The 22,679-nt window shown below is 68.6% G+C and carries 21 protein-coding genes and 1 pseudogene; 8 read left to right on the top strand and 14 right to left on the bottom strand.

All coding sequences use genetic code 11. The features are described 5' to 3' along the window. Positions 1 to 50: 50 nt before the first annotated feature. Positions 51 to 413, bottom strand: coding sequence for an immunity protein Imm33 domain-containing protein (locus tag CLV67_RS46340; RefSeq protein WP_249037990.1), 363 nt, complete (start codon positions 411 to 413; stop codon positions 51 to 53). 28 nt (positions 414 to 441) lie between these two features. Here CLV67_RS46340 and CLV67_RS46335 point away from each other — a divergent pair, with 28 nt between their 5' ends. Continuing rightward, complete coding sequence (locus CLV67_RS46335; protein WP_106330361.1) at positions 442 to 897, top strand: hypothetical protein; 456 nt, start codon at positions 442 to 444, stop codon at positions 895 to 897. Between the two features lie 51 nt (positions 898 to 948). On the opposite strand, the gene CLV67_RS46330 is transcribed toward CLV67_RS46335, so the two are convergent. Next, positions 949 to 2,184, bottom strand: a complete 1,236-nt coding sequence (locus tag CLV67_RS46330; RefSeq protein ID WP_106330360.1) for an IS110 family RNA-guided transposase — start codon at positions 2,182 to 2,184, stop codon at positions 949 to 951. A gap of 298 nt (positions 2,185 to 2,482) precedes the next feature. Here CLV67_RS46330 and CLV67_RS51505 point away from each other — a divergent pair, with 298 nt between their 5' ends. Beyond that, positions 2,483 to 3,145 carry a hypothetical protein gene (locus tag CLV67_RS51505; RefSeq protein ID WP_146169579.1) on the top strand — a complete coding sequence of 221 codons (663 nt, stop codon included), beginning with the start codon at positions 2,483 to 2,485 and terminating at the stop codon, positions 3,143 to 3,145. Between the two features lie 872 nt (positions 3,146 to 4,017). Here the strand turns inward: CLV67_RS51505 and CLV67_RS46325 are convergent. From CLV67_RS46325 to CLV67_RS46315, 3 genes are all read right to left on the bottom strand, one after another. Continuing rightward, a complete protein-coding gene (locus tag CLV67_RS46325; RefSeq protein ID WP_239166893.1) occupies positions 4,018 to 5,634 on the bottom strand; it encodes a recombinase family protein in 1,617 nt (538 codons plus the stop codon). A 220-nt stretch (positions 5,635 to 5,854) separates the two neighbouring features. Continuing rightward, positions 5,855 to 6,337 carry a hypothetical protein gene (locus CLV67_RS46320; RefSeq protein ID WP_106330359.1) on the bottom strand — a complete coding sequence of 161 codons (483 nt, stop codon included), beginning with the start codon at positions 6,335 to 6,337 and terminating at the stop codon, positions 5,855 to 5,857. An 11-nt stretch (positions 6,338 to 6,348) separates the two neighbouring features. Then, positions 6,349 to 7,044 (bottom strand): DUF6152 family protein, encoded by a 696-nt coding sequence (locus tag CLV67_RS46315; RefSeq protein WP_203737786.1) that lies wholly within the window; start codon positions 7,042 to 7,044, stop codon positions 6,349 to 6,351. Between the two features lie 499 nt (positions 7,045 to 7,543). On the opposite strand from CLV67_RS46315, the gene CLV67_RS46310 reads away from it, so the two are divergent. Next, on the top strand, positions 7,544 to 7,855 hold the full coding sequence (locus tag CLV67_RS46310) for a hypothetical protein (protein WP_106330358.1): 312 nt from the start codon (positions 7,544 to 7,546) through the stop codon (positions 7,853 to 7,855). A gap of 89 nt (positions 7,856 to 7,944) precedes the next feature. On the opposite strand, the gene CLV67_RS46305 is transcribed toward CLV67_RS46310, so the two are convergent. The 6 genes and pseudogenes from CLV67_RS46305 to CLV67_RS46280 all read right to left on the bottom strand — a co-directional run bounded on the left by CLV67_RS46305 (position 7,945) and on the right by CLV67_RS46280 (position 13,735). Continuing rightward, positions 7,945 to 9,138 carry a sensor histidine kinase gene (locus tag CLV67_RS46305; protein WP_106330357.1) on the bottom strand — a complete coding sequence of 398 codons (1,194 nt, stop codon included), beginning with the start codon at positions 9,136 to 9,138 and terminating at the stop codon, positions 7,945 to 7,947. After that, a complete protein-coding gene (locus tag CLV67_RS46300) occupies positions 9,135 to 9,818 on the bottom strand; it encodes a response regulator transcription factor (RefSeq protein WP_106330356.1) in 684 nt (227 codons plus the stop codon). The genes CLV67_RS46305 and CLV67_RS46300 overlap by 4 nt, the downstream gene beginning before the upstream one ends. A gap of 7 nt (positions 9,819 to 9,825) precedes the next feature. Continuing rightward, positions 9,826 to 10,776: a S1C family serine protease gene (locus CLV67_RS46295; protein ID WP_106330355.1), complete on the bottom strand. Its 951-nt coding sequence runs from the start codon at positions 10,774 to 10,776 to the stop codon at positions 9,826 to 9,828. Between the two features lie 14 nt (positions 10,777 to 10,790). Beyond that, entirely contained in the window at positions 10,791 to 11,741 is a 951-nt protein-coding gene (locus CLV67_RS46290; RefSeq protein WP_106330354.1) for a VWA domain-containing protein, read from the bottom strand. Next, a pseudogene (locus tag CLV67_RS46285) lies at positions 11,738 to 12,719 on the bottom strand (DUF58 domain-containing protein). The gene CLV67_RS46290 and the pseudogene CLV67_RS46285 overlap by 4 nt, the downstream one beginning before the upstream one ends. Further along, the gene (locus CLV67_RS46280) at positions 12,716 to 13,735 is read right to left on the bottom strand and encodes an AAA family ATPase (RefSeq protein ID WP_106330353.1); all 1,020 of its coding nucleotides are present in this window, start codon (positions 13,733 to 13,735) and stop codon (positions 12,716 to 12,718) included. The pseudogene CLV67_RS46285 and the gene CLV67_RS46280 overlap by 4 nt, the downstream one beginning before the upstream one ends. Before the next feature lie 211 nt (positions 13,736 to 13,946). On the opposite strand from CLV67_RS46280, the gene CLV67_RS51500 reads away from it, so the two are divergent. Further along, complete coding sequence (locus tag CLV67_RS51500; protein ID WP_146169578.1) at positions 13,947 to 14,186, top strand: hypothetical protein; 240 nt, start codon at positions 13,947 to 13,949, stop codon at positions 14,184 to 14,186. 116 nt (positions 14,187 to 14,302) lie between these two features. Here the strand turns inward: CLV67_RS51500 and CLV67_RS46275 are convergent, their stop codons facing one another. Beyond that, positions 14,303 to 15,415 (bottom strand): PQQ-dependent sugar dehydrogenase, encoded by a 1,113-nt coding sequence (locus CLV67_RS46275; RefSeq protein ID WP_106330352.1) that lies wholly within the window; start codon positions 15,413 to 15,415, stop codon positions 14,303 to 14,305. Between the two features lie 464 nt (positions 15,416 to 15,879). On the opposite strand from CLV67_RS46275, the gene CLV67_RS46270 reads away from it, so the two are divergent. From CLV67_RS46270 to CLV67_RS46260, 3 genes are all read left to right on the top strand, one after another. Next, the gene (locus tag CLV67_RS46270) at positions 15,880 to 16,839 is read left to right on the top strand and encodes an alpha/beta hydrolase (RefSeq protein WP_106330351.1); all 960 of its coding nucleotides are present in this window, start codon (positions 15,880 to 15,882) and stop codon (positions 16,837 to 16,839) included. A gap of 148 nt (positions 16,840 to 16,987) precedes the next feature. Next, positions 16,988 to 18,130: a (R)-mandelonitrile lyase gene (locus CLV67_RS54035; RefSeq protein WP_106330350.1), complete on the top strand. Its 1,143-nt coding sequence runs from the start codon at positions 16,988 to 16,990 to the stop codon at positions 18,128 to 18,130. Positions 18,131 to 18,343: 213 nt separating this feature from the next. Beyond that, complete coding sequence (locus CLV67_RS46260; RefSeq protein ID WP_170154254.1) at positions 18,344 to 19,651, top strand: MBL fold metallo-hydrolase; 1,308 nt, start codon at positions 18,344 to 18,346, stop codon at positions 19,649 to 19,651. A 42-nt stretch (positions 19,652 to 19,693) separates the two neighbouring features. Here CLV67_RS46260 and CLV67_RS46255 read toward each other — a convergent pair whose 3' ends face one another. Together CLV67_RS46255 and CLV67_RS46250 are read right to left on the bottom strand one after the other, a co-directional pair. Further along, positions 19,694 to 20,425, bottom strand: a complete 732-nt coding sequence (locus tag CLV67_RS46255; RefSeq protein WP_106330348.1) for an SDR family NAD(P)-dependent oxidoreductase — start codon at positions 20,423 to 20,425, stop codon at positions 19,694 to 19,696. Between the two features lie 23 nt (positions 20,426 to 20,448). Beyond that, positions 20,449 to 21,324, bottom strand: coding sequence for a helix-turn-helix transcriptional regulator (locus CLV67_RS46250; RefSeq protein WP_106330347.1), 876 nt, complete (start codon positions 21,322 to 21,324; stop codon positions 20,449 to 20,451). 101 nt (positions 21,325 to 21,425) lie between these two features. Between CLV67_RS46250 and CLV67_RS46245 the strand changes: the two genes are divergently transcribed. Next, positions 21,426 to 22,673 (top strand): multidrug effflux MFS transporter, encoded by a 1,248-nt coding sequence (locus tag CLV67_RS46245; protein WP_106330346.1) that lies wholly within the window; start codon positions 21,426 to 21,428, stop codon positions 22,671 to 22,673. Positions 22,674 to 22,679 lie beyond the last annotated feature (6 nt).

Genomic DNA, 22,679 nt, shown 5'->3' with positions numbered 1-22,679 from the left:
CAACACCGGCCTGATCGCGGCCAGAGGGCGCCTCGCGAGCGGCTGGCGTTTCAGGGCGCAAGAAGCGCTTCGTCGCGCCACACATCTTCGTACCCGGGTGCCAGAATCACGCCGAAACCGGGTGGCAGCGTGAGATACGGAAGCAACTCGGGAAAGCGACGTCTCGCGTGCTCGATGTGCATGGGGCTGAAGAAATCATCGTCGTCCTGCGGGATCTGCCCACCTCGCCACACGTACCAGCCGTTGGACTGCCCGACGGGCGGATGGCGAACCGCGTTCAACGGCTCCATGTCCGCCGGCCGCCCCAGCGCGACACCGATCATCGTACCGGGCCGGGGCCGAAGCGAGGCGACGCCGAACCGGCGGCACATCCGACGCTGTGCCAACAAGATCCGCACGCCGAATAATCGCATGGCCGCCGCACGTCCGATGAGGCGCCGGGTGAAAGCGGCCCGGGCATCTGCGGCGATCGGCCACGGGCGCCATCAGCGGCAGATCCGGATGTCGGCTGCGATGATCCAGTCCATGAAAGTTCGAGTCGCTGCTGTGTATGCCGGCGTGCCGACGATGGTGGACGCGATGCTGGCGGGTACCAGGGTGACGGCGGAATGGGTCGGTCCTCGGCCGGCCGCTGGCGATGTCGCTGACGTGGAGCTAGGTATCGATGAGGCTCTGAAATGGGGGCACTCGATCGCCGTTGACGACGATCAGTTGACTCTTCGGGAAGGCCCGCGGCTACGTGGCACCGTCGAGATGCAGAAGCAAGATCTCCTGACGATTCGCATCGCCGAAGGCCTTGCGGAGGTTGAGGTCGATGATCCTTCGATCGACGTGCGTCACGGTACCGCGGTTGCTCTGGTCGTCGGCCCCGTCAAGCTGTACCCGACCGGCACATGACCTTGACGCTCCTGTTGCTTCATCGCGGCAGACATCCCATGTTTTTCGTTGTCAAGTGGTTGGCTGCAGATGGGCCCAGGCGGTGGCTTCGTCGTAGGAGGTCTTGGTCTTGAGGCAGCCGTGCAGAATGCCGACCAGGCGGTTGCCCAGCTGGCGCAGGGCGGCTTGGTGACCGATACCTCGTCCGCGTAGTGCCTGGTAGTAGGCGCGGGCGCCGGGTGAGCCGCGCATGGCGCAGAACGCCCACTGGTGCACGGCGTCGGCCAGGCGCCGGTTGCGGGCGTAGCGGGCCAGCACGACCCGGCGACGGCCCGACGCGCGGGTGATCGGTGAGGTCCCGGCGTAGTTGCGGCGGGCTTTGGCGTCGGTGTAGCGGTGCGGGTCGTCGCCGAACTCGCCGAGGATCCGGGCGCCGAGCACCATGCCGAGGCCGGGCAGGCTCAGATAGCGCTCAGCGTCCCGGTGCCGGCCAAAATGGTCGGCCATCACCCGACCCAACTCGTCGATCTCGATGTTCAAGATATTGATCAGCTGGACCTGGCTGGACACGATCGCGGCGTAGGCCGTCTGGACTGGCCGCGGCTGACGCAGCTGCTGTTGCTTGAAGATCTGCTGGAGTGTGATGGCCCGGCCGTCGAGGTCACGGCGCCCGGCCCGGCGCAGCACGGCGACGACGGTCAACCGGGTGAGCCGGGCGGCCTGGTCCGGGTCCGGCGCCCGGTCCAGCAGTTCGAGGGCATCGCTGGCGGCCAGGTCGTCGAAGGCCTGCAGGGCGGCGGGGAAGAACTCTCGCAGCACCGACCGCAGTCGCAGGACCTGCCGGGTGCGGTCCCAGACCAGACTCTGATGGGCTCTGGCCAGCAGCTTCACCGCTTCGGCCGCAGGGCTGTCGCCGGCGACCTGCCGGTGATGGTCGTGGTCCAGGCGCACGATCTCGGCCAGCACGTGGGCGTCACCGGCGTCGGACTTCGCGCCCGAGGTGGAATGCCGTTCCCGGTATCGGGCCGACGACATCGGATTGATCGCATAAACTTGGTAACCGGCCGCGAGCAGGGCCTGAACCCAGGTGCCGCGATCAGTCTCGATCCCGATCCCGACCTGCCCCGACGCCTGCACCGGGTCCAGATCGGACCACGAATCCGGCAGGTGCTCGGCGATCAACGTGTGCAGCCGGGTGATGCCCTCCAGCCCTTCAGGCAGCCTCGCCCGGGCCAGCCGGTGGCCGCCCTCGTCGAGGATCTCGATGTCGTGGTGGTCTTCGGCCCAGTCGTCACCTATCCAGATCATCTCGCACCTCCGACTCCGGAAACTGCCTGGTAGCAGCGTGGAGGAGACGCCAGCGATCTAATAGTCAAGTGCTCACCACGACCGCGGGGCACGTCATCTCATCAGCTATCTCATCTCCTCACGACCAGCGGGCGCACGGTCTGCCGCAAGACCTCAACAAGGGTCCGAAGAGTGGAGTGCTGACCCGCCAGCCGCTACTGGAGCCATCCTGCACCTACAGGCTGACGAAACCTATTAGGAGAGTGCGTTCGCTGACCGGAAGCAACGCCATGTTCTGGCAGCTATGCTGGGAACTTCCATGAGGTTGCCACCGGTAGAAAGAATCCAAAGCGCTGCGGAGCTGCGGATGTATGGAGCGCTTTGCGCCGTGCGTTTAGCGCAGGTGGGAGCACTGGGCGATTTCGCGTATCGAGAGCCGCTTGATCATTATCTTGATGGGCTGTTCAACGAAATTCCCAGAAGTCCTGATGATCGCGAGTGCCTGATTCGGTCCAGGAGATTTTTCTTTGGAGACGACGTCACGCGGATCAAGTTCTATCAGAGCAAAGCTATCGGAATTGCACTGATGGTCGGCGGTGACGAGCTATCGCGTCCCCTAAGTGCACGTGGCATCATGTTCGCGACCTCCAATGCATGGTCGAGCCTCGATGAACTCTGCCGTAGCTCCACCTCGCTCGCGTTCGAAGAAGATCACTTCCGAGGTCAAGAGATGCAACTACAGGGTGACGATGTCATGGACATCGTCCACCCGCCCCATGGGGTCGATCACTGGACCCCGTTAAGGGACAGGGCGCGAATAACTGGCAAGAGCGTAGCGGCATCGCTACTCAAAGTTTCTCAAGAGCTGCACTGGAAAGACGAACTCGGGATACCTGGATTCCGCGGCAAGACCGCCGAAGAGGAGGAAGGAGATCGGCTATCATCACTCGTCGAGAGTGATGCACCTACCGACCATTGGTAGAAGTCTTATCGTCCCTTAAAACGCACTCAACTCGGCATGACAGTAAGTTGGTTCCGCGCCAACCAGCAATCGTCAGCGGACACAGCCGTTTCCGACGGCCCACCCGAAAAGGCGTTCGCCGCACATAACGTGGAGCATCTGACGCTAGTGGTCCGTCCGCCCCTCGCCCCGCGCCGAGGGCGGAGCGGGTCCGCGCTTCGCGACGGCGTTGGTAGGTCCCTTCCAGGGCATCCGCCGGCCCGAGCCGCGGGCCTACGTGATCAGTGTTCCGCCATGGCCGGCGTCGTCCTCAACACCGACGCCGTGTTCGCCAGCCTCGATTGCTCGGAAGCACGCCGCTGGTTAATCCACTCTCGGCACCCGGGCGCAGCCTAGCCAGTCGACACTCGGCAGGCCCTGACGCACGCTCTTACCGGATGCCTACCACATTGACAGGAGGGACATAACTCTCACTACGGAGCTGGCCGCCCCGGACTCACCCGCATCGCACCTGTTACGCGACCTCTTTCCCAACAACGACGCCATCACCAGCGACTGGCGCTCCCAGGTTCAGGCGCTACGCCCGGTCGTCGCCGGTCTCGCCGGAGACGACCGGACCAAAGTCGGCAGCGCCATCGAGTGGTGCATCAGCCCCAGCCTGGCCGACACCGTGCCGTACGCCGATGTGTTCGAGCTGATCCCCCGCGACGAAGCGGCACGAATACGCCTATCCAAGCTGCCCCTCTGTGACCGCAACATGAAGGAACCCGTCCGGGTGAATTTCTCCCGGACGGGTTCCTCGTGAACTATGCGAGTGGAATAGTGCTAGATAGCAGTATGCTATTGTGGGTATAGGTGCGTGTCGATCCTCGGACACGTAAACCCCTACGGGGTTATGGATTTCTTTTAGTGACCGACCTCGCCGTTATACGGCGAGGTCTTCTTTTTGTCGGGCGGCCTATTTTCGGTAGCGGGAAACGACCAAATCCTATCGGATTGCCTCCCGCATCCCCTGTCACGCCTGCCAGATCTGCGCTGCTGACTCCGATGACGTCCGGAATGACGAGCTGTACGTTTTCAGGCAAAGGCCCGACCAGCGCGACAATGTCGCGTGAACAGCGCAATGTCACCTGCCGTGCCCGCAGGAAGCCGGACAAGGCCACACGGTCCCATAGCGTCTGGGTGTCACCGGTCACCCTCTCCAATTCGCTGGCGGCCGCGGCCAACAGTGCATCTTCGCGCGCGTAGAACGGCAGTGGCGAGTTGGCGGGACGAGCGGTTCGGTAGCCGTGCCGGCAGCGGTACGCGGCTTTGCCGTGTACCCACAGCGGTTCCGCTCGGCGCTCGCAGACATCGCAGATGATGAGACCGGTTATCAGGTAGTGACGTTCCTGCCCGTCGGCTGGCACAGCGAGGGAGGAGATCCGTTGTGCTGCGACGAAAGTCGCCTCGTCGATCAGGGCCGGATGTGCCAGTACACCGGAGATCACCCACTGATCCTTGGTGCTGGCCCGCCGGGTGGTCGTTCCGCCGGTGTCACCGCCGCCGGGCCGGGTCTCATGGTGGAGGATCTTCTGCCGGTCCCACACCTGCCGTCCGGTGTAGCGCGGATTTGCCAGGATGCCGTCCACCGCCCGTGTCGCCCAGCTCTTGCCGTTGCGATGCGGGTTGCGGCCGGGGTCGGCTGCGGAGGGGCAGGCGACGCCGCGGTGGGTGAGCATGGCCGCGATCGTGGCGGGGCTGTTGCCGGCGAGGCGCTGGGTGAAGATCCAGCGGACGTGCGGGGCGGTGGCCGGGTCGGGTTCGAGGCGCTGGAGTCGTCGTCCCCAGCGGGCGTGTGCCGGGTTGGGGTGCGGTCCGGCGTCGGCCAGGTGGTAGCCGTAGGGCGGACGGCCACCGAGGAACCGGCCTCCGTCGCGGGCGAGAGCGCGCATCGCTGTGAGGGTTCGGTGCCGGGCGCGCAGGACCTCGCGGCGGGCGTCGTTGCCGAGGAGGGCGATGAGCGCTCTGTGGGTGGGGTTGCCGGGGTAGAGGGGGCCTCCGAGTTCCGGGAGCCAGAGTGTGATGTTGCTATGGGTCAGGGTGGGGAGGAGTTGCTGAAGTTGGTTGCCGCTGAAGGCGCGGTCGGATTCTCCGACGATGATCGCGTCGAACTCGCGCTTCGGGTTGCGGATGGCATCGAGTAGGCGGCTGGCCTGAGGGCGGTCGTGCCAGGGGAGGCTACGGGAACAGCCGATGTCGAAGTAGTCGCACACGATGGCGCCGGCGGTGCCGACTGCCTGGGTGGCGGCCTCGCGCTGCCACTGGTGTGAGGCGACGGGATCTTGGTGGTTCGCGGTGGAAACGCGGCCGTAGAAGGCGAACCGTAGACGACTTTGTGCAGGCGGGGGCGTCTTGAGGCCGCGACGGCGAGGGCTGGGCTGGTCTTGGAGCCATCGGGCGAGGCCACTGGTGTCGTGCGCTGTGGCCACGATGGAGTTGTACCTTTCGGCCAGGATGTTGGTGAGCACCGTATCGGGCTATTGATCTTGTTCGCGTTGCGGGGTGCTCGTCCTGTCGAGAATTCCGTCGTGTGTGTGCCAGGAGACTTGGTGTGGCCTATAGAGCGGCGTCCTGCTCGCGCGCGCAGCATCATTGGCTGGACTTGCCTTCGGTGTGGTCGGGTGGATGGCGCCTTCGAAGCCCAGGACTCCTTACTTCAGGTTCGTGCCGGGCCACGGGGCGCCGCGGTTATGTGTAGGCCAGAAGGCTGCCAGCGACCGTGACACCCGCCCACGACGTCAGGGAGACGACCGCAGCGGTTCGGGCGGCCGCAGGCGATGGCTTGCCCAAGTCCCAGTCGGACACACTGCGGAAGGTGCGCCGGTGGAAGATCAGGACGTTCAGACCGGCGATCAGCAGGAGGCCGAGCTTGAACGGAGCGCTGCCACGTTCCGCCATGACGCTCGCGCCTGGCACGAACATGAGTACGCCGGTGACGGCCGCTATCCCAAATCCGAAGCGGGACAGCGGGAGGAGATAGCCGGCCACGGTAGTCACCGGCAACTTCTGCTGCCCGAGCCCCAGCAGCCGAAGGTCGAAGGCCGCAGCCGGGCCGATGAGCAGGGCGATACCCAGGATGTGGAGGCTCCCGAGCACCGGATACAGGTACGCCGTGCCACGGATGGCTTCGGCGAGCGGGCCATCCTGGAGCCAGGAGAAGACGTCGTCCATGACTAGCGCTCTCACGCTCGGCGCGAGCGTGAGCGCAGGTACAGCGTTCCGCCCACCACGCCGAGCAGCAAGACGATGCCGGCTGTGCCCCACACCAGGATCGGCGACGTACCGTCGGAGTTCTCCCCAGCCGCTGTCGCATCCTGGTTCCGGTCGGCTGTCGACGCGTCGCTGTCGGGGTACGGGACCGGCAGCGGCCGCGCCGGCAGTTCGCTGCCGAGCACCTGGTTGACCGGCTGTCCGTTGCCGTACCAGAAGACGACGGGACGGAACTCGTCGTCGTGACTCCTGCCGATGTAGCCGACCGCTTCGACCCGTTCGCCGTCGGCGAGCGGGCGGTCGAGACCCCACCGTCCCGTGTAGGCCGGCGGTGCGATGACGACCTCCAGCTCGTCATGGGAGCCGCTGTACGACGGGGCATCGTTGATCGGGCCGCTGTCTTCGGGGGCTTGGAGCTGCTCGGGCAGGGCCAGTTCGGGCGTGTCCGCGGGGCGGTCGCTTTGCAGAGTGAGATTGAAGAAGGAATGCGGGTCGCCCCAACGGACCTCCGAGACGGTGCCCGAGATGTAGTACAGGCGGTCGGTGTCGAAGTCGTCGAATCCGTGGTGGGCCTGCGCGGGAGTCGCGGGAGCCACGATGAGCGTCACAGCGACGGCGAGGGACGCCGCCGCAAGCCTGCCGACGCGGGTGCGTGTGGTGGAGCGCATGTGAAGTCGGTCCTCTCGGGAAGGTTCGGGGAATCCGCAGCCGCGGACCCCATCTCGCTGGGGAACGGGAGTCCCGGCGGCAGGGGTCCTGACAGGGACGTCTTCTTCTGCAGGGGTTGGATCGCGCTCAGCTGAGCGGTATCCCCGTGCGTTCGGTGAAGGCGGAGACCAAGGCGTCCTGCGCTGCCTCGTCGTACACGGCGGTGAACGCGGTCCTCCGGTTTTCTTTGGAAGAGGAATTGCCCGGTGACTTGGCCTCCTGAGTTCCTTCTCTTTTTGCGGGGGGTGTGGCGGGCAGCTGCTGGGCCTGCGCTTGCGGCTGGTGGCCGTGCCGCCCGCTGGTTATCAGCAAACCGCGTCAACCGGCGGGCGGGGAGTTTCTGATGGTGGGTGTACTGGCAGGGCATCCCTGTCTGTCGCGCCGGGCTGGACCGGGCCGCGGAGGTGGTGTCGCCCTCGTGCGCGAACTCACCGGCGGCGGGCCTCCAGGGCGCTGGAAGTGGTCGGGGCACCGGCATGCCTCGATCAGGCCGTCGGCATCATCCGTGGGCGCGGTGTCACCAGTCGCGGCGGCGCACCCCGGTACGAGCAGGCGTCCGTCAGCTTCGCCGGCCTGTTCGGCCGTAACCTCACCTTCGACGGCGGCCTGGCACCCGTGCGGGCCTGCATCGCCGAGCTGCTGCCGGGCGTTGTCGACGCCGCTGCCGCCTCGACGATGTCTTCGCGGTCCACCCGGGTCATGGGCGGCCGCGAAGACATCGAAGCCCTTCATCGAGTTCTGACCCGCGATCTTCGCGGATCTCACCGCTGACACGGCGTGGAAGTTCCCACGCCGGAAATGTCAGTGCGCCACCGGATCGGTAGACCCGTGACTTCGCGTGCTCCGGCGGTGTGCTGTGTTTACCGCAGGGGGTTGCCGGTGGGTGGCGGAGTCGCTGCGGTGGGGTCGGCTGCGGGCAGCCAGAGCACGAAGGTGCTGCCCAGTCCGATCTCGGAGAATGCGGCGATGTGGCCGCCGTGGGATTCGACGATCTGCCGGACGATGGCCAGGCCAAGGCCGGTGCGCCGTTGCTGGGATGTGCCGTTGCCGTTGGGGCCACGCCAGAATCGGTCGAAGACCCGGGTGAGGTCGTCGGGGCCGATTCCGGGGCCTTGGTCGGCGACGGCGAGCCACAGCCAGGATCCGCTGCGGCCGGTGGCGATGGTGATGGTGGAGTCGGTGGGTGCCAGGCGTACGGCGTTGGAGAGCAGGTTGCCGGCCGCGCGGCGCAGCGCGTCGTTGTCACCGATCATTCGCAGCCCGCGGGTGGTCTGGTAGCGCAGGTGCAGTGGCCGGTCCGGCAGGGGTGATTCTTCGCCGGCTTCGTGGGCGACCGTGGTGAGGTCGAGTTCGGTCTCGTTGAGTGCGCCGGCGTCACGGCGGGCGGTGGCGAGCAGGTCTTCGACGAGCCGGGACATGCGAGTGGTGGCCCGGTCGACGACGGCGACGGCGCGGTGGCGTTCCTCGGCGGTGGCGTCCGGGGTGGTCAAGGTGGCGTCGAGGTGGGTGCGGATGATCGCGAGTGGGCTGCGTAGTTCGTGGGAGGCGTCGTCGATGAGTTGGCGTTGGGCGCGGAACGCCTGATCGAGGCGGTCGAGCATGGAGTCGAGGGTGTCGGCGAGGTCGCGTAGTTCGTCGTGCGGGCCGTTCAGGTGGATACGGCGGGTCAGGTCGGTGGCTTGGATGTCGCGGGCGGTGCGGGTGATCGCGCCGACCGGGCGTAGGACGCGCCCGGACAGCACCCAGCCGATGCCGAGGCTGGCGAGGAACAGCCCGCCGAGGGCGATCATCGAGTAGGTGCGCAGGGTCTGCAGGGTGTTGTAGTTGACCGCGGCCTCGATCTGGCTGACGTCGGCGACGGTCATGGTGCCGACGTACTGCCGGTTGTCGTTGTAGACCTTCGCGGTGCGTTCGGTGATCTGCTGCGGTGCGGTCGACTGGGCGACCGCGAGGTAGATGACGGCGAGGGTGAGCGCTGCCAGGGCGAACAGCAGGGTGGAGTAGATGACGGTGAGCCGGAACCGGATGGACCGGAACACTTCGGGGCGTTTCACGGCGTCTCCTGCGACAGCCGGTAGCCGCGGCCGACGACCGTGTCGATCCAGCCGTCGCCGAGTTTGCGGCGCAGGGTGCCGACGGTGACCCGGACCGTCTGGGTGAACGGGTCGGTGTTGGCGTCCCACACGTGCTCGAGTAGTTCCTCGCTGGACACCACATGGCCGGGGCGGGTCATCAGGTATTGCAGGACGCCGAACTCCTTGAGTGTCAGCGCCAGCGGTGCGCCGTCGAGCGTGACCGTGTGGCGGGCGGTGTCCAGCACGAGGCCGTGGACGCTGAGGGTCGCGGTGGTACCGGTGGTGTCACGGCGCAGCAGCGCCCGTACCCGGGCCAGCAGTTCGGCGAGGTGGAACGGTTTGACGAGGTAGTCGTCGGCGCCGCCGTCGAGGCCGCGGACCCGGTCGTCGAGGCCGCTGCGGGCGGTGAGCATGAGTACCCGCAGGTCGCCGTTGCCGGGGGTGTCCACCTCACCGTCGCGTAACTGCCGGCACAGGGTGAAGCCGTCGCCGTCGGGCAGGTTGATGTCGAGCAGCATGAGGTCGTACTCGTTGAGGGTCAGATGGTCGTAGGCCTGGGCGGTGTCGGCGGCGACGTCGACGGCGTAGCCGGTGCGGGTGAGCCCGACGCGCAGGCCTTCGGCCAGGTCTTCTTCGTCTTCCACGACGAGTAGGCGCATCTGTCGACTATCCACGGCTGATCAGGGTGGCGGCCACCTGCCGGGCCCGTTCGATCGGTACGGCGAAGCCGATGCCGATGTTGCCGCCGCCTTCGAGGGTGGCGATCGCGGTGTTCACGCCGATCACCTCGCCGCGGGCGTTGACCAGCGGGCCGCCGGAGTTGCCGGGGTTGATGGAGGCGTCGGTCTGTACCGCGGTCTGCCGGGTGCTGCCGCCGAGGCGTACCGGCCGGTCGGTGGCGCTGACGATGCCGGCGGTGACGGTGCCGGACAGGCCCAGCGGGGAGCCGACGGCCAGGACCGGCTGGCCGACCTGCAGAGTGCGCGGGTCAGCGAGCTCCAGCCGATTCGGTGCTGCCGCGCTGGGTACCCGCAGGACCGCGATGTCGTTGCCGGCGTCGGTGCCGATGATCTCGGCGGTGATCCGGTGTCCGTCGGCGCCCACGATGCTCACCGCGCCGCCGCCGCGGCCTGCCGCGACGACGTGGGCGTTGGTGACGATGTGCCCTCGGTCGTCGAAGACGAACCCGGATCCGGACGCTCCGCCGGAGCCGGTGCGGACCTGTACCGAGACGACGCCGGGCAGGGCGCGGGCCGCGGCGGCGACCAGGTCGGCGGGCACTCCGGCGGGAGCGGGTGCCGGGGCCGCGTACGGGGGCGCCTCGATCGGGTTGTCGCGGCCGGCGGCGTAGCCGGCGACGCCGCCGGTGCCGGCCGAGACGGCGATGACCGCGAGGCCGCCGGCAAGCACCCGTGTCCAGCGCCGGCCGGTTGGGGCTTGGACGGGGTGCGGGTCGGGAGCCGGCTCACCGGGCGGTCGCTGCCCGGGCACGGCAGAAGGCACGGGAGGCTGAGAGGCAGAGATTGACGGCGGCAGCGCTGGAGCCGGTGTGGAGGACAGGGCGGGAGACAGGAATTCGGGGCCGCGAGGTGCCGTACCCAATCCGTTGTTGATCATGGCGGTTGGCCTTTCTATGGCAGGCGGGCGAACCAGAACAGGGAGGCCAGGGCGGCCAGGACCGCGAGGACCAGGCCGATGCCGATGAATCGGGCCGACACGTCTTCGACCTCGGTCTGGTAGCCGACCGAGCTGCCGATGTCGGCGTAGGCGGCGCGCAGCTCATCGGCGCTGCCGGCCTCGAAGTAGTTGCCGCCGGTGGTTTCCGCGACGGCCTGCAGCGTCTGACCGTCGACGGGCACGGCCTGTCCGCCCTCGATCGTCCCGGCGGCGGTGCCGAAGGAGATCGAGTCGACCGGCACGCCGAGTTCGGTGGCCAGCCGGGCCGCCTCGTCCGGGTTCTGGCCGGCGGTGTTGGCGCCGTCGGAGAGCACGACCACCCGCGCCGGTGGCACGTCCTCGCCGGCCTGCGCGTCCAGCGTGCGGATCGCGTCCAAAGACGTGGCGATGGCATCGCCGATCGCGGTGCCGCCCGGCCCGGCGGCGCCTTCGGCGAGCCGGTCGACACCGGCGTTCACGGTGACCCGGTCGGTGGTCGGCGGCACGAACACCGACGCGGAGCCGGCGAACCCGACCAGGCCGACGTTGAACTGCTCGGGTAGTTCGGCGACGAACTGGCGTGCGGCGTCCTTGGCGGCGGTGAGCCGGTCGGGGGCGACGTCGGCGGCGAGCATGGAGCGGGACACGTCCACGGCGACCAGGACGGTGGCGCGTTCCCGCGGCACTTGCACCTCGGCCTGCGGCCGGGCGAAGCCGACGACGAGCAGGCCGAGCATGGCCAGGAACAGCCCGGCGGGGACGTGCCGGCGCCAGCCCGGCCGCTTCGGTGCGACCCGGTCGAGCAGTTTGAGGTTGGTGAAGCGGACGGCGTAGCGGCTGCGGCGGCGCTGGGTGATCACGTAGGCGACGGCGAGGGCGGCGACGGCGGCGAGCAGCCACAGCCGTTCCGGGGAGAGCCAGGTCATGCGGATGCTCCTGGTGGGGTCATGGGTCGGTGGGTGCCGCGGGCGAGGCGGCGCTGGGCGTACACGTGGCGGACGATGTCGGCGATCCAGTCCCGGTCGGTGCTCAGGGCGAGATGGGCGGCACCGGCCCGGCGGACCGCGTCGGTGACGTTCTGCTGCTGGCGGCGGGCGGCTTCGGCGTACCGCTGGCGCAGTTTGCGGCTGGCGGTGTGCACCTCGCGGCGCCGTCCGCTTTCCGGATCGACAAGAGCTAGCAGGCCCACATCGGGGAGCTCCTGTTCGCGCGGGTCGGTGACCTGCACAGCGAGCACCTGGTGCCGGGCCGCCAGCCGGCGTAGCGGACGTTCCCAGTCCGGCGCGCCGGGGCCGAGCCCGTCCTCGTCGAGGCCGTCGAGGAAGTCGGAGACGACCACCATCAGGCCGCGGCGCGGCACGGCCCGAGACAGGCCGTCGATCGCGTCGGCCAGTGGGATCTGATCGGTGGCTTCGGCGGCGCGGGGCGCGGCCAGCAGGGTGCGCAGCATCCCGAGCAGCGGGGTACGCCCCACGCGTGCCGGATGCCGCCGGACACCGTCGGCGGTGAGCAGATGCGCGCCGAGCCGGTTGCCGCCACCGGTGGTGAGGAACCCGACGGCGGCGACCGCGGCGACGGCCAGTTCGCGTTTCTCGTATTCGGCGGTGCCGAAGTCCATGCTGGCGGTGGCGTCGACGAGCACCCAGGTGGACAGTTCCCGGTCGGCGTCGACGGTGCGCACGTGTGGCACGGTGGTCCGGGCGGTGACCGCCCAGTCCATGCGCCGCACCTCGTCCTCGCCGGCCCGGTATTCGCGGCTGCCGGCCCGGTTCGCTGCCCAGTCCGGGTAGCAGTCCCAGATGGGAGCCGTGCAGCAGGCCGTCGAGGCGGCGGGTGACGACGAGTTCGAGGCGCCGCAGCCGGCGTTCCGGTGCGAGTTCGTTGATCGACGCGCCGGTGTTCATGCGGCGGCTCCGAGGCCGAAGCCGGTGTTCTGCTGGGCCGGGGCGATCACCGGTGGCGGCACCGCCTCGAGCAGGCGGTGCACGATCGTTTCGGGTTGCACGCCGTCGGCGACCGCGTCGAAGGCGAGCACCAGCCGGTGGGCCAGCACATCGGGTGCGATGTCGATCACGTCGCCGGGCAGCACGTAGTCGCGGCCGCGCAGTAGCGCGAGCGCGCGGGCGGCGGCGACCAGGCCCAGTGTGGCGCGCGGGCTGGCACCGTACGCGAGTTGCCCGGCGGCCTCCGGCACTCCGAACCGGGCCGGATCGCGGGTGGCGACCACCAGCCGGACCACGTACTCGGCCAGCGCGTGATGGACGAACACGTCCCGGGCGCGCTGCTGCAACGCCTCCAGGCGAGCGGCGTCCAGGATCGGCCGGGCGGTCGGTCGCCGGCCGCCCATCCGGTAGAGGATGCCCAGCTCGTCCTCGTCGCTGGGGTAGCCGACGACGACGCGCATCAGGAACCGGTCGCGTTGCGCTTCCGGCAGCTGGTAGACGCCCTCACTCTCGATCGGGTTCTGGGTGGCCAGTACCAGGAACGGCCTGGGCACCGGGTAGGTGTGGCCACCGATCGAGATGTGGCCCTCGGCCATCACCTCCAGCAGTGCCGACTGCACCTTGGCCGGCGCCCGGTTGATCTCGTCGGCGAGCACCAGGTTCGCCATGATCGGGCCGAGTTCGACGTCGAAGGTCTCCTGGCTGGGCCGGTAGATGCGGGTGCCGAGGATGTCGGAGGGCACCAGGTCCGGGGTGAACTGAATGCGGTGGAAGGCGCCGCCTACCGCGATGGCCAGGGTCTCCGCGGCGAGGGTCTTGGCAACACCCGGCACACCTTCGAGCAGGCAGTGCCCACCGGCGAGCAGCGCGGTCATCAGCCGCTCGACGAGCCGGTCCTGACCGACGATGACCTTCTTGACCTCGAACAGCGTCTGCTCCAGCAGCCGCGTGTCGGTATCTGATGCGGTGGTTGTCATGAGTCTCCCTTGAAGGCTTGCGGCAGAGCTGGCAGGGCGAGCGCCCGGGCTGGGGGGAATGCACCGAGCGCCCGCCCCGGACTCTCATGACAGCAACCGGCACCGAAAGCCGGGCGAAGCCGCGACCGGGTCGAGCTTCGAGGGATTTTCGGTGCCGGCTGGTCTGCTGGTCGCATCCGACAGTGCGAAAGTCAGGAGCGAGAAGATGCGCATGAGAACTGTCATTGGGTTGGCCGTCGCGGCCGGTGCCGCCGCTGTCGCGGCCGGCGTCGGGGGAACCGCGCTGGCCGCGGCACAGACCGAAACGTCGGTGCCGGTTGTTGCCGAGGTGAGCCCAGCCGTGCCGCTGGGCGACGGCGGTACTGCGTCCACGAGCGAGTGGGACTGTCCCGAGAAAAGCGGCAGTTCCGGTTCTGCGGCCGCTGACGAACCGGCCGCAGCAACGCTCTGACGCCATCACAGTGGAACCAGGCCAGGTCGATCACGACCTGGCCTGGTTTTGTTATCGGACGCAGTCGCCCCGCTCCCCCGAGGGCAATGATGGCAATGACTCCCGCATCCCCGCCGTCAGCGAGCGGCGAAACGCAGGATCCGGTCGTCGCCGTCGCGGACGTCCCCGCGGCCGTCGGTGTTGGACGTCGTCACCCACAAGGCGCCGTCGGGGGCGACCTGTGCGGTCCGCAGCCGCCCGTACTGCTGCAGCCGAGCGACCGGCTCCCCGACGCCCGGGCCGTCCAGCGGCAGCGTCCACAGACGTTCCCCGCGCAACGCGGCGACGTAGGCGGTGTTCCCGGCGATCGCCATGCCGGACGGCGACGCGTCACGAACCTGCCAAGTGACCAGCGGATCCGTGAATCGTCCGCCACCAGTGCCACCTCGCCCCTCGACCTCGGGCCAGCCGTAGTTGCGGCCGGCTTCGATCAGATTCACCTCGTCGAGGTCGTTCTGGCCGAACTCGGTGGCGAACAACCTGCCGGCCGCATCCCAGGCCAGTCCCTGCACGTTGCGGTGACCCAGGCTGTAGACCGGCGACCCGGACGTCGGATTGCCGGGCGCGGGATCGCCGTCCACGGTCAGACGCAGAATCTTGCCGTTCGGGCTGGCCGGGTCCTGCGAGCTGGCGGTGTTGCCGGCATCCCCGGTACCGACATAGAGCAGACCGTCGGGGCCGAACGCGATGCGCCCGCCGTTGTGGTAACTCGCGTTGGCGATGCCATCGAAGACGACTTCGAAGTCGCCGCCGTCGAGCCGGAACCGGCCGATGCGGTTGTCCTGTTCGGCGGTGAAGTACACGTACACCAGATTGTCGCGGGCGAAGTCCGGCGAGACCGCCACCCCGAGCAACCCGCCTTCGCCGACGGCAGCCACCCCGGGCACCTGGAACACCGGCCGGGCCTGGCCGGAGCCCGCTGCCAACCGCAGCACCTGGCCGGAGTCGCGTTCGGTGATCAATGCGTCCCCGCCAGGCAGGAACGCCAGACCCCACGGCACGTCCAACCCCTCAGCCATAACCTCGGCCGCGTCGAGGTCGGGGCTGCCGGTGGCAACACTGGAGGCTGGGCTGGTCGCGACGGTGACCGCCGGCACGCTGGTGTCAGATCCGGATCCGCCGGATCCGCAACCAGCGACGGTAGTCACCGCCAGAACAGCTGCCAGCAAGGTCCGTCGTCGACGCATCATCGGTGTCTCTCCTCGGTCACTACGGCCCGTTCGCGATCGCGGGTCGGGTCCAGCGTTGACAGCATCATCTGCCGGCGAAAGCCGACAGAAAGAAGACGCAGCGCTGACCATGACGGTCTTCCGGCAACCCATGCCACTCGATGAAAGAGCGGACGGTCTCCGCCCGGATGCGGCAGTAGTCGTGGAATTTCTTGGCGACCACAGGAGAGGACCGAAAGTGAAGGTCGGCAGGATATAGCCACGTTATCGGTCTCAGCGCCGGTCGACCGTCGCGCCGCCGATCCACAGCCCGGGCTGCGCCGAAGTGCGGCGACGAGTACCCCAGCAGTCACATCATTCGCATTGACATCTGTGGTGGGGTGCCCTGTCAGTACACCTTTCGAGAGTGACTTCTTCGTTCGTCGGCTTGGGCCTTGACTTAATACGAACCGAACGCCAGGTGTTCGCTGAAAGGAACATCCCTCATGCCTCTGCAGTCTGATGGTTACACCTTCGTCCTTTCCGACGGCGTGACCCGTACGCCCGTGCGGTACCGCAACCGCTACGGCATCGAGATCGCCGCGGACCTGTACCGGGCCGCCGACCTCGACGAGTCCGCCACGCACGCGGCGCTGGTTGTCGGCCCGCCGCACGGCGGCGTCAAGGAGCAAGGCCCCGGCGTGTACGCCCACGAGCTCGCCCGCCGCGGCTTCGTCGTCATCGGCTTCGACCCGTCCTACAACGGCGAGAGCAGCGGCGAGCCCCGCCACATCACCTCCCCCGAGATTTTCACCGAGGACTTCAGCGCCGGCGTCGACTTCCTCGGCACCCTCGGCTACGTCGACCGCGAACGTATCGGCGTGATCGGCATCTGCGGCAGCGGCGGCTTCGCGCTGAGCGCCGCCTCCGCCGACCCGCGGATCAAGGCCGTCGCCACCTCGGCGATGTACGACATCAGCGGCGTCAAGCGCAACGGCTGGATCGACAGCGGCACCGCCGAGGACCGGCAGAACACCCTCGCGAGTATCGCCGAGCAGCGCTGGGCCGACGTCGACGCCGGCGAGCCGGCCCTGAGCCCGACGTTCCCGGCCGAGATCCCGGCCGAGGGCCTCGACCCGATCACGGCGGAGTTCTTCGAGTACTACGTCGCCGACCGCGGCCGCCACCCCCGGTCGATCGGCGGATTCACCATCACCAGCGACGCCGCGCACATCAACTTCGGCGAACTGCGGCACCTCGCCGACATCGCGCCCCGGCCGATCCTGCTCGTCACCGGCGACCAGGCGCACTCGAAGTGGTTCAGCGACGCCGTGCACGCCAAGGCCACCGGTCCCAAGGACCTCGTCGTCGTGCCCGGCGCCCGGCACATCGACCTCTACGACCGCACCGACCTGATCCCCTTCGACGCCCTGGACACCTTCTTCACCAAGAACCTCGCGAAGTAACACCGCAGCAGCAGCGACCAGCGCGGTGGGCTTGAGCGACAGAGTCGCGGCCCGCCGCAGGTCTGCGGTCCCCCGTTTGCACTCGCCGGCACCCGCGCCGTGGCCGGCGCAGACCACGAGCACATCCCGGACCGATCGGAGGCAACCCATGAGAAGAGCACTCGCAGCACTCGCCTTGCCGCTGCTGGTTCTGGCCGGCACTCCGGCGGCCGCCGTAGACAAGGAAGACCGCAGGAAGAAGCAGACGATCACCCGCAGCCAGGACCAGACCTCCACCGCCGGCTCGCCGACCACCTTCACCGGCGAGGTACGCGTCGACACCCTGTTTCCCGCGAACGAGACCGCGCCGTACTCAGGCGCGTACGTGACGTTCCAGCCCGGCGCCCGATCGGCGTGGCACACCCACCCCGCCGGGCAACGCCTCGTGGTGACCGAGGGCGTGGGCCGCACCCAGCAATGGGGCGGCCCGCTTCACGAGATCCGCGCCGGGGACGTGGTGTGGTGCCCGCCGGGCGTGAAGCACTGGCACGGCGCCGCCCCCGACAGCGCCATGACCCACATGGCCCTGACCGGCGTACGTGACGGGCAGAACGTGACCTGGATGGAACACGTCTCCGACCAGCAGTACAACGGGCAGGTAGCCGACGACCAGCAGCAGACCGGCGAGCTGAGCGAACAGCACGCAGCGGTAGCCATGATCGGCGCGTTCACCGCGAGTGGCGACCTGCCCCGGCTGACCACCGCGCTGAACAAAGGCCTGGACACCGGGGTGACGGTCAACCAGGTCAAGGAAGTGCTGGTGCAGATGTACGCCTACGCCGGCTTCCCCCGCAGCCTCAACGCCATCAGCACCTTCATGGCCGTGCTGGAGCAGCGCAAGGACAAGGGCATCACGGACGAGATCGGTCCGGAACCGGCCCCGCTGCCCGAAGGCACGGACATCCTCAAGCTCGGCACCGACAACCAGACCGAGCTCACCGGCGCCCCGGTCACCGGCCCGATGTTCGACTTCGCGCCGGCGATCGACGAGTTCCTCAAGACGCACCTGTTCGGCGACATCTTCAGCCGCGACAACCTCGACTGGCGCAGCCGTGAGGTGGCGACCATCGCGGCTCTGGCCACGCTGAAGGGCACGGAATCACAGCTGCGGTCGCACTTCGCCATCGGGCTCAACACCGGCCTGACCGAAGGCCAGCTGCGTGGTTTGGTACAAGTCCTGGGCAACGAAGTGGGTTCCCGGCAGGCCGCCGACGCCGGCCGGATCCTCGACGAGGTCCTGCGCAACCGCTGATCCGGCGCGGTGGCCCGGGGTGCCGGCCGGGCACTTCGGGCCACCGGCTGAAATCGCGACCTCTCACCGGCCGATGCCGCGAGCCGGCAACGGGCGCGGTCGACGCCGTCATGAGGCGAGGCCAGGATCCGAACCCACCCCTGCTGAGTACTTCAACCATCTGGCCGACGCCAAGCGGGCGCACGCCTGCTCCCTACACAGGAGGATCCCCGTATGACGGGACGACCGGACAGTGACGACGGCACTGACGTCGCCACTAAACCTGAAGACGCCCTAGACGCCCCGGGTAAGGCTGCACCTGCCCGCCCCCGACGTCGACGGCGCTGGGTACGCCGGGCCCTGGCCGTCATCGGCGCCCTGATGGTGATCGCCGTAGCCGGTGGTCTGATCTACGTGCGCACCGCACCGTTCGGCGCGTCCCCGTCGGGCGACCGGCTGGCCAGCATCGAACGGTCACCGCAATGGAAAGACGGCGAGTTCGCCGATCCTTGGCCGCAGTGGATCTCGCCCACCGCGTCGATCCCCGGCGGCGGCAGCGACACGAGCAGCCCGGATCAGCCCCTGAGTATCGCAGCAACCGATACCAGCCGGCTCGCTGTCGCGCCGACGCACGGACTGCGTGTCACCTGGTTCGGTCACTCCTCGACGCTGGTGGAGATCGACGGTCTGCGGGTGCTGATCGACCCGGTATGGGGAGAACAGGCCGGACCGTCCAGACTGCTGGGCACCAAGGCGTTCTATCCGCCGCCGGCGGACCTCGCCGACCTCGGCCGGATGGATGTCGTGCTCATCTCGCATGACCACTGGGATCACCTCGACTATCCGACAATCCGGGCCATGGCGGGCTGGTCAGCCACCACGTTCGTGGTACCACTCGGAATCGGGGCTCACCTGGAGCGATGGGGCATCCCGGCGGACCGGATCCGTGAACTCGACTGGTGGGACAGTGCCACTGTCGGCTCTGTGGAGCTGGTTGCCACACCGGCCCGGCACTCGTCCGCCCGGGACCCGCTGCGCAGCAGCGAAACCCTGTGGTCCGGGTGGGCATTGCGGGGCCCGCAGCACCGGATGTGGTACTCAGGCGACACCGGGTACTTCGCCGAGCTCGCGCAGATCGGGCAACGTCTCGGCCCGTTCGACGTGACCATGATCGACTCCGGGCAGTACGACCCGAAATGGCCGGACACCCATCTGAGCCCGGAGCTCGCCGTCGAAGCGAACGCCCTGGTGCGCGGTGAGCTGCTGATTCCGGTGCACTGGGGACGGTTCAGCCTCGCCCCGCACAGCTGGACCGAACCGGTCGAGCGGGTACGAGCCGAAGCGGCATGCCGCGGGCAGCGCTACCTGGCACTCGTGCCCGGGGTGCCGACCGAGCCGACCGAAGATGCGGTCGCCGCACAACAGCCGTGGTGGCCGGCATTGCCGTGGCACACCGCCGCGGAAGCCCCCATCTACCCGACGGTCAACGGCGATCCGGACCAGCGAGTCGACATCGCCCCCTGTTCGACCGGCGGCCGGTAGGACGAGCCGGATACCGGTACGGCAAGGGCAGAGTCACCCGTTTCACTTCAACGTTGTCGCGGTGTAGCCGGCCAGCGCATCGAGAAGCCCGGTCTGAAAGGTGACGTCGCGGGCCGCCGTATGCGGTTCGCGGCGTTGCTGGTGGTGCCAGTAGCCGCCGCTGGTCAGCGCCGCCGGGTCGTCGCTGGTGGCGAGCCACTCCTGCGTGAGGTGGCCCAGCCGCAGATCATCGGGGGCGCCCAACCCGCCCATTCGGGTGGGTACCCAGCCCGGGTCGACGGCGTTGCTGTGCACATCGGGCCAGAGGCGCGCCACCGCGAGGGCGAGGGTGGCGACGAACAGCTTGCTGTCGGAGTAGGAGCCCGTCGGCCGGGTACCGCTCCAGTCCAGCCCAGCCAGGGTGTCGCGTCCGCCGTGGTGCATGCCGCTGCTGAGGTAGATCAGCCGTCGCGGCCGCTGGATCAGCGCGGTGAACAGGTACGGCGCGACGACGTTGACCGGCAGGACCTGCGCGCCGCTGTAGACCCCCGCGTTATGGATCACCACGTCGGCGGAGCCCAGCCGGTTGACCTGAGCGGCCACGTCACGGGTCTGCCCCGCGTCGGCCAGATCTCCGACGACTGCCGAAGCGCCGCGATGGACGAGATCTTTCACCGCGGCCAGCCGCTCGGTGTTGCGCGTGTGCACGATGACCTCATGCCCTTCGTGGAGAAGGGTGTCCGCAGTGGCTCGGCCTAATCCGTCGGCCGAACCGGTGATGAAGACGCGAGCCATGGTCCTGCTTTCCCCGGCTCGAGCTAGCGCTGCGATGTGGCAGGGGTGCTTTCGTTGGTGGCGGCCCAGGACGCGAGCAGTGTGAGGGCCTGTGCGGTGGGTGAGCCCGGTTCGGCGGCGTAGATCGTCATCCCGGCTCCGTCCTCGGCACGCAGGTCCATCGTCTCGTAGGCCAGTTCCAGGTCACCGACGACCTGGTGGTGGAACGTCTTGGTACCGGTGCCGTGGGTACGGACGTTGTGGGCGCTCCAGCGGCGGCGGAAGTCCTCGCTGCGGGTGGACAGTTCACCGACCAGGTCGTGCAGTCCTTTGTCGTGCGGGTCCTTGCCGGCGGCGGTGCGCAGGTTCGCCACGGTCATGTCGGCGGCGAGGTTCCAGTCGGGGTAAAAACGGTGGGCGGTGCTGTCGAGGAACGTGAACCGCCCGAAGTTGGGCACGCCGTTGGCGTTGGTGTAGACGTCGCTGTACATGGCCCGGCCGAGCAGGTTGGCGGCGAGCAGGTCCTGCCGGTTGTTCACCACGATCGCCGGGGCGGTGATCGTGTCCAGCGTCCACTGCAGGTTGGGCCGTACGGTCCACTGCTTGGGCCGGCGGGTGGGCCGGACCAGCGCGCTGGTGCCGCTGGCCTCCTGCGCCAGGCGCATGAGATGGGCTCGTTCGGCCTCGTCGAGTTGCAGGGCGCGGGCGATCGCCTCGAGCACCCCGGCGGAGACACCGGCCAGCGATCCGCGTTCCAGCTTCGCGTAGTACTCGACGCTCATGCCGGCCAGCGCGGCGACCTCACTGCGCCGCAGACCGGGCACCCGGCGCTGGCCTGCGGCGGGCAGTCCCGCCTGTTCCGGGGTGATCTTCGCGCGGCGGGTGGTGAGGAAGTCGTGGACCTCGGCTCGATTGTTCATGTCTTCGACGGTACGACGCGGACCGCTCACCTGGAATGTACTGCTGGTACACCCATCGTCGGTGACTTCCTTCCACCGCTCGAGTCCGGTGTTCTTGACGCATGAGTGCAGTTCTCGTCGAACAGTCGACGCCTGATCGGGTACGGCGTCAGGCACAGCTGACGACCACACTGATCGCCACGGTGATCTTCCTGACCGCGATCGCGCCGCTGGCCACCGACATGTACGTCCCCGCGTTCCCGGAGGTCGCCGATGACCTGTCGTCGACGGCCACGCAGGTGCAGCTCACCCTGACGACGTTCTTCGTCGGCATGGCGCTGGGTCAGCTGATCGGCGGGCCGGTCTCCGACCAGTACGGCCGGCGGCGGCTGTTGCTGGCCTCGGTAGCCGTGATGGCGGTGGCGTCGGTGGTGTGCGCGCTGACGCCGTCGATCGGCGTCATGATGGCCGCCCGGTTCGTGCAGGGCTTCGCCGGTGGCTGGGCGATGGTGATCGGCCGGGCGGTGATCGTCGACCTGGCACGCGGCGCCCAGCTCGTCCGGGTGCTCAACGTGATCGCCGGCGTCGGCGGGATCGCGCCGATCGCCGGCCCGCTGCTGGGTGCCGCCATCCTGCAGCTGTCGGGCTGGCGGATGTCGTTCTGGGCCGTCGCCGCTCTGGGCGTGGCGATGGTGGCGGCGGTGCTGATCGCGGTGCCCGAGTCGCTGCCGCCGCACCGGCGGCACGGCGGCGGCCTACGAGCATTCGCGGTCGCCGGCCGTCAGGTCCTCGCCCGGCGCCGGTACGTCGGATACGTGCTGGTCAGTGGCTCGGGAATGGGTGCGATCTTCGCGTACGTGGCGACGTCGGCGTTCGTGTTGCAGTCGATGAACGGCATGTCGCCGGTCGCGTACTCGGTCGACTTCGCCGCCAACGCCGCCGGCATGACCCTCGCCGCGCTGGTCGCCGCTCGGCTCGCCGGCCGGGTCGCCACCCGCAAGGTCATCCTGGCCGGGCAGGTCGCCGCGCTGGGCGCCGGTGTGGCGATGCTGGTGGGCGCGCTGTGGTTCGGCACGCCACTGCTGCTGGTGATCGTCTGTTTCTTCGTGCTGATGACCGCGCAGGGCCTGATCGGCCCGAACGGTGGCGCGCTGGCATCGGCGGAGGTGCCCGAGCATCCGGGCACCGGGTCGGCGATGCTCGGCTTCGTGACGTGGGTGGCCGCGGGTGTCATCGCGCCGATCGCGGGCCTCGGCGGCCAGGACACCGCCGTACCGATGGCGCTTCTCATGATCGGTTGCACGGTGCTGTCGGTGGCCGGCCTGGTGCTGGCCCGGCCGGCGAAAGCGGCGTCCACCGCATCGCACTGACGGATC

The sequence above is a fragment of the Actinoplanes italicus genome, from assembly GCF_003001815.1.
GTDB classification, from domain to species: Bacteria; Actinomycetota; Actinomycetes; order Mycobacteriales; family Micromonosporaceae; genus Actinoplanes; species Actinoplanes italicus.
Note: the sequence above shows the minus strand (reverse complement) of the source record. Positions and strands in the feature narration are given on the sequence as shown.

Coding starts and splice junctions, on each gene's coding strand:
- CLV67_RS46340 (WP_249037990.1), bottom strand. CDS start 413: ATGCGATTATTCGGCGTGCGGATCTTGTTGGCACAGCGTCGGATGTGC.
- CLV67_RS46330 (WP_106330360.1), bottom strand. CDS start 2,184: ATGATCTGGATAGGTGACGACTGGGCCGAAGACCACCACGACATCGAG.
- CLV67_RS51505 (WP_146169579.1), top strand. CDS start 2,483: ATGAGGTTGCCACCGGTAGAAAGAATCCAAAGCGCTGCGGAGCTGCGG.
- CLV67_RS46320 (WP_106330359.1), bottom strand. CDS start 6,337: ATGGACGACGTCTTCTCCTGGCTCCAGGATGGCCCGCTCGCCGAAGCC.
- CLV67_RS46315 (WP_203737786.1), bottom strand. CDS start 7,044: ATGCGCTCCACCACACGCACCCGCGTCGGCAGGCTTGCGGCGGCGTCC.
- CLV67_RS46300 (WP_106330356.1), bottom strand. CDS start 9,818: ATGCGCCTACTCGTCGTGGAAGACGAAGAAGACCTGGCCGAAGGCCTG.
- CLV67_RS46295 (WP_106330355.1), bottom strand. CDS start 10,776: ATGATCAACAACGGATTGGGTACGGCACCTCGCGGCCCCGAATTCCTG.
- CLV67_RS46290 (WP_106330354.1), bottom strand. CDS start 11,741: ATGACCTGGCTCTCCCCGGAACGGCTGTGGCTGCTCGCCGCCGTCGCC.
- CLV67_RS46280 (WP_106330353.1), bottom strand. CDS start 13,735: ATGACAACCACCGCATCAGATACCGACACGCGGCTGCTGGAGCAGACG.
- CLV67_RS51500 (WP_146169578.1), top strand. CDS start 13,947: ATGAGAACTGTCATTGGGTTGGCCGTCGCGGCCGGTGCCGCCGCTGTC.
- CLV67_RS46275 (WP_106330352.1), bottom strand. CDS start 15,415: ATGATGCGTCGACGACGGACCTTGCTGGCAGCTGTTCTGGCGGTGACT.
- CLV67_RS46270 (WP_106330351.1), top strand. CDS start 15,880: ATGCCTCTGCAGTCTGATGGTTACACCTTCGTCCTTTCCGACGGCGTG.
- CLV67_RS54035 (WP_106330350.1), top strand. CDS start 16,988: ATGAGAAGAGCACTCGCAGCACTCGCCTTGCCGCTGCTGGTTCTGGCC.
- CLV67_RS46260 (WP_170154254.1), top strand. CDS start 18,344: ATGACGGGACGACCGGACAGTGACGACGGCACTGACGTCGCCACTAAA.
- CLV67_RS46255 (WP_106330348.1), bottom strand. CDS start 20,425: ATGGCTCGCGTCTTCATCACCGGTTCGGCCGACGGATTAGGCCGAGCC.
- CLV67_RS46250 (WP_106330347.1), bottom strand. CDS start 21,324: ATGAACAATCGAGCCGAGGTCCACGACTTCCTCACCACCCGCCGCGCG.
- CLV67_RS46245 (WP_106330346.1), top strand. CDS start 21,426: ATGAGTGCAGTTCTCGTCGAACAGTCGACGCCTGATCGGGTACGGCGT.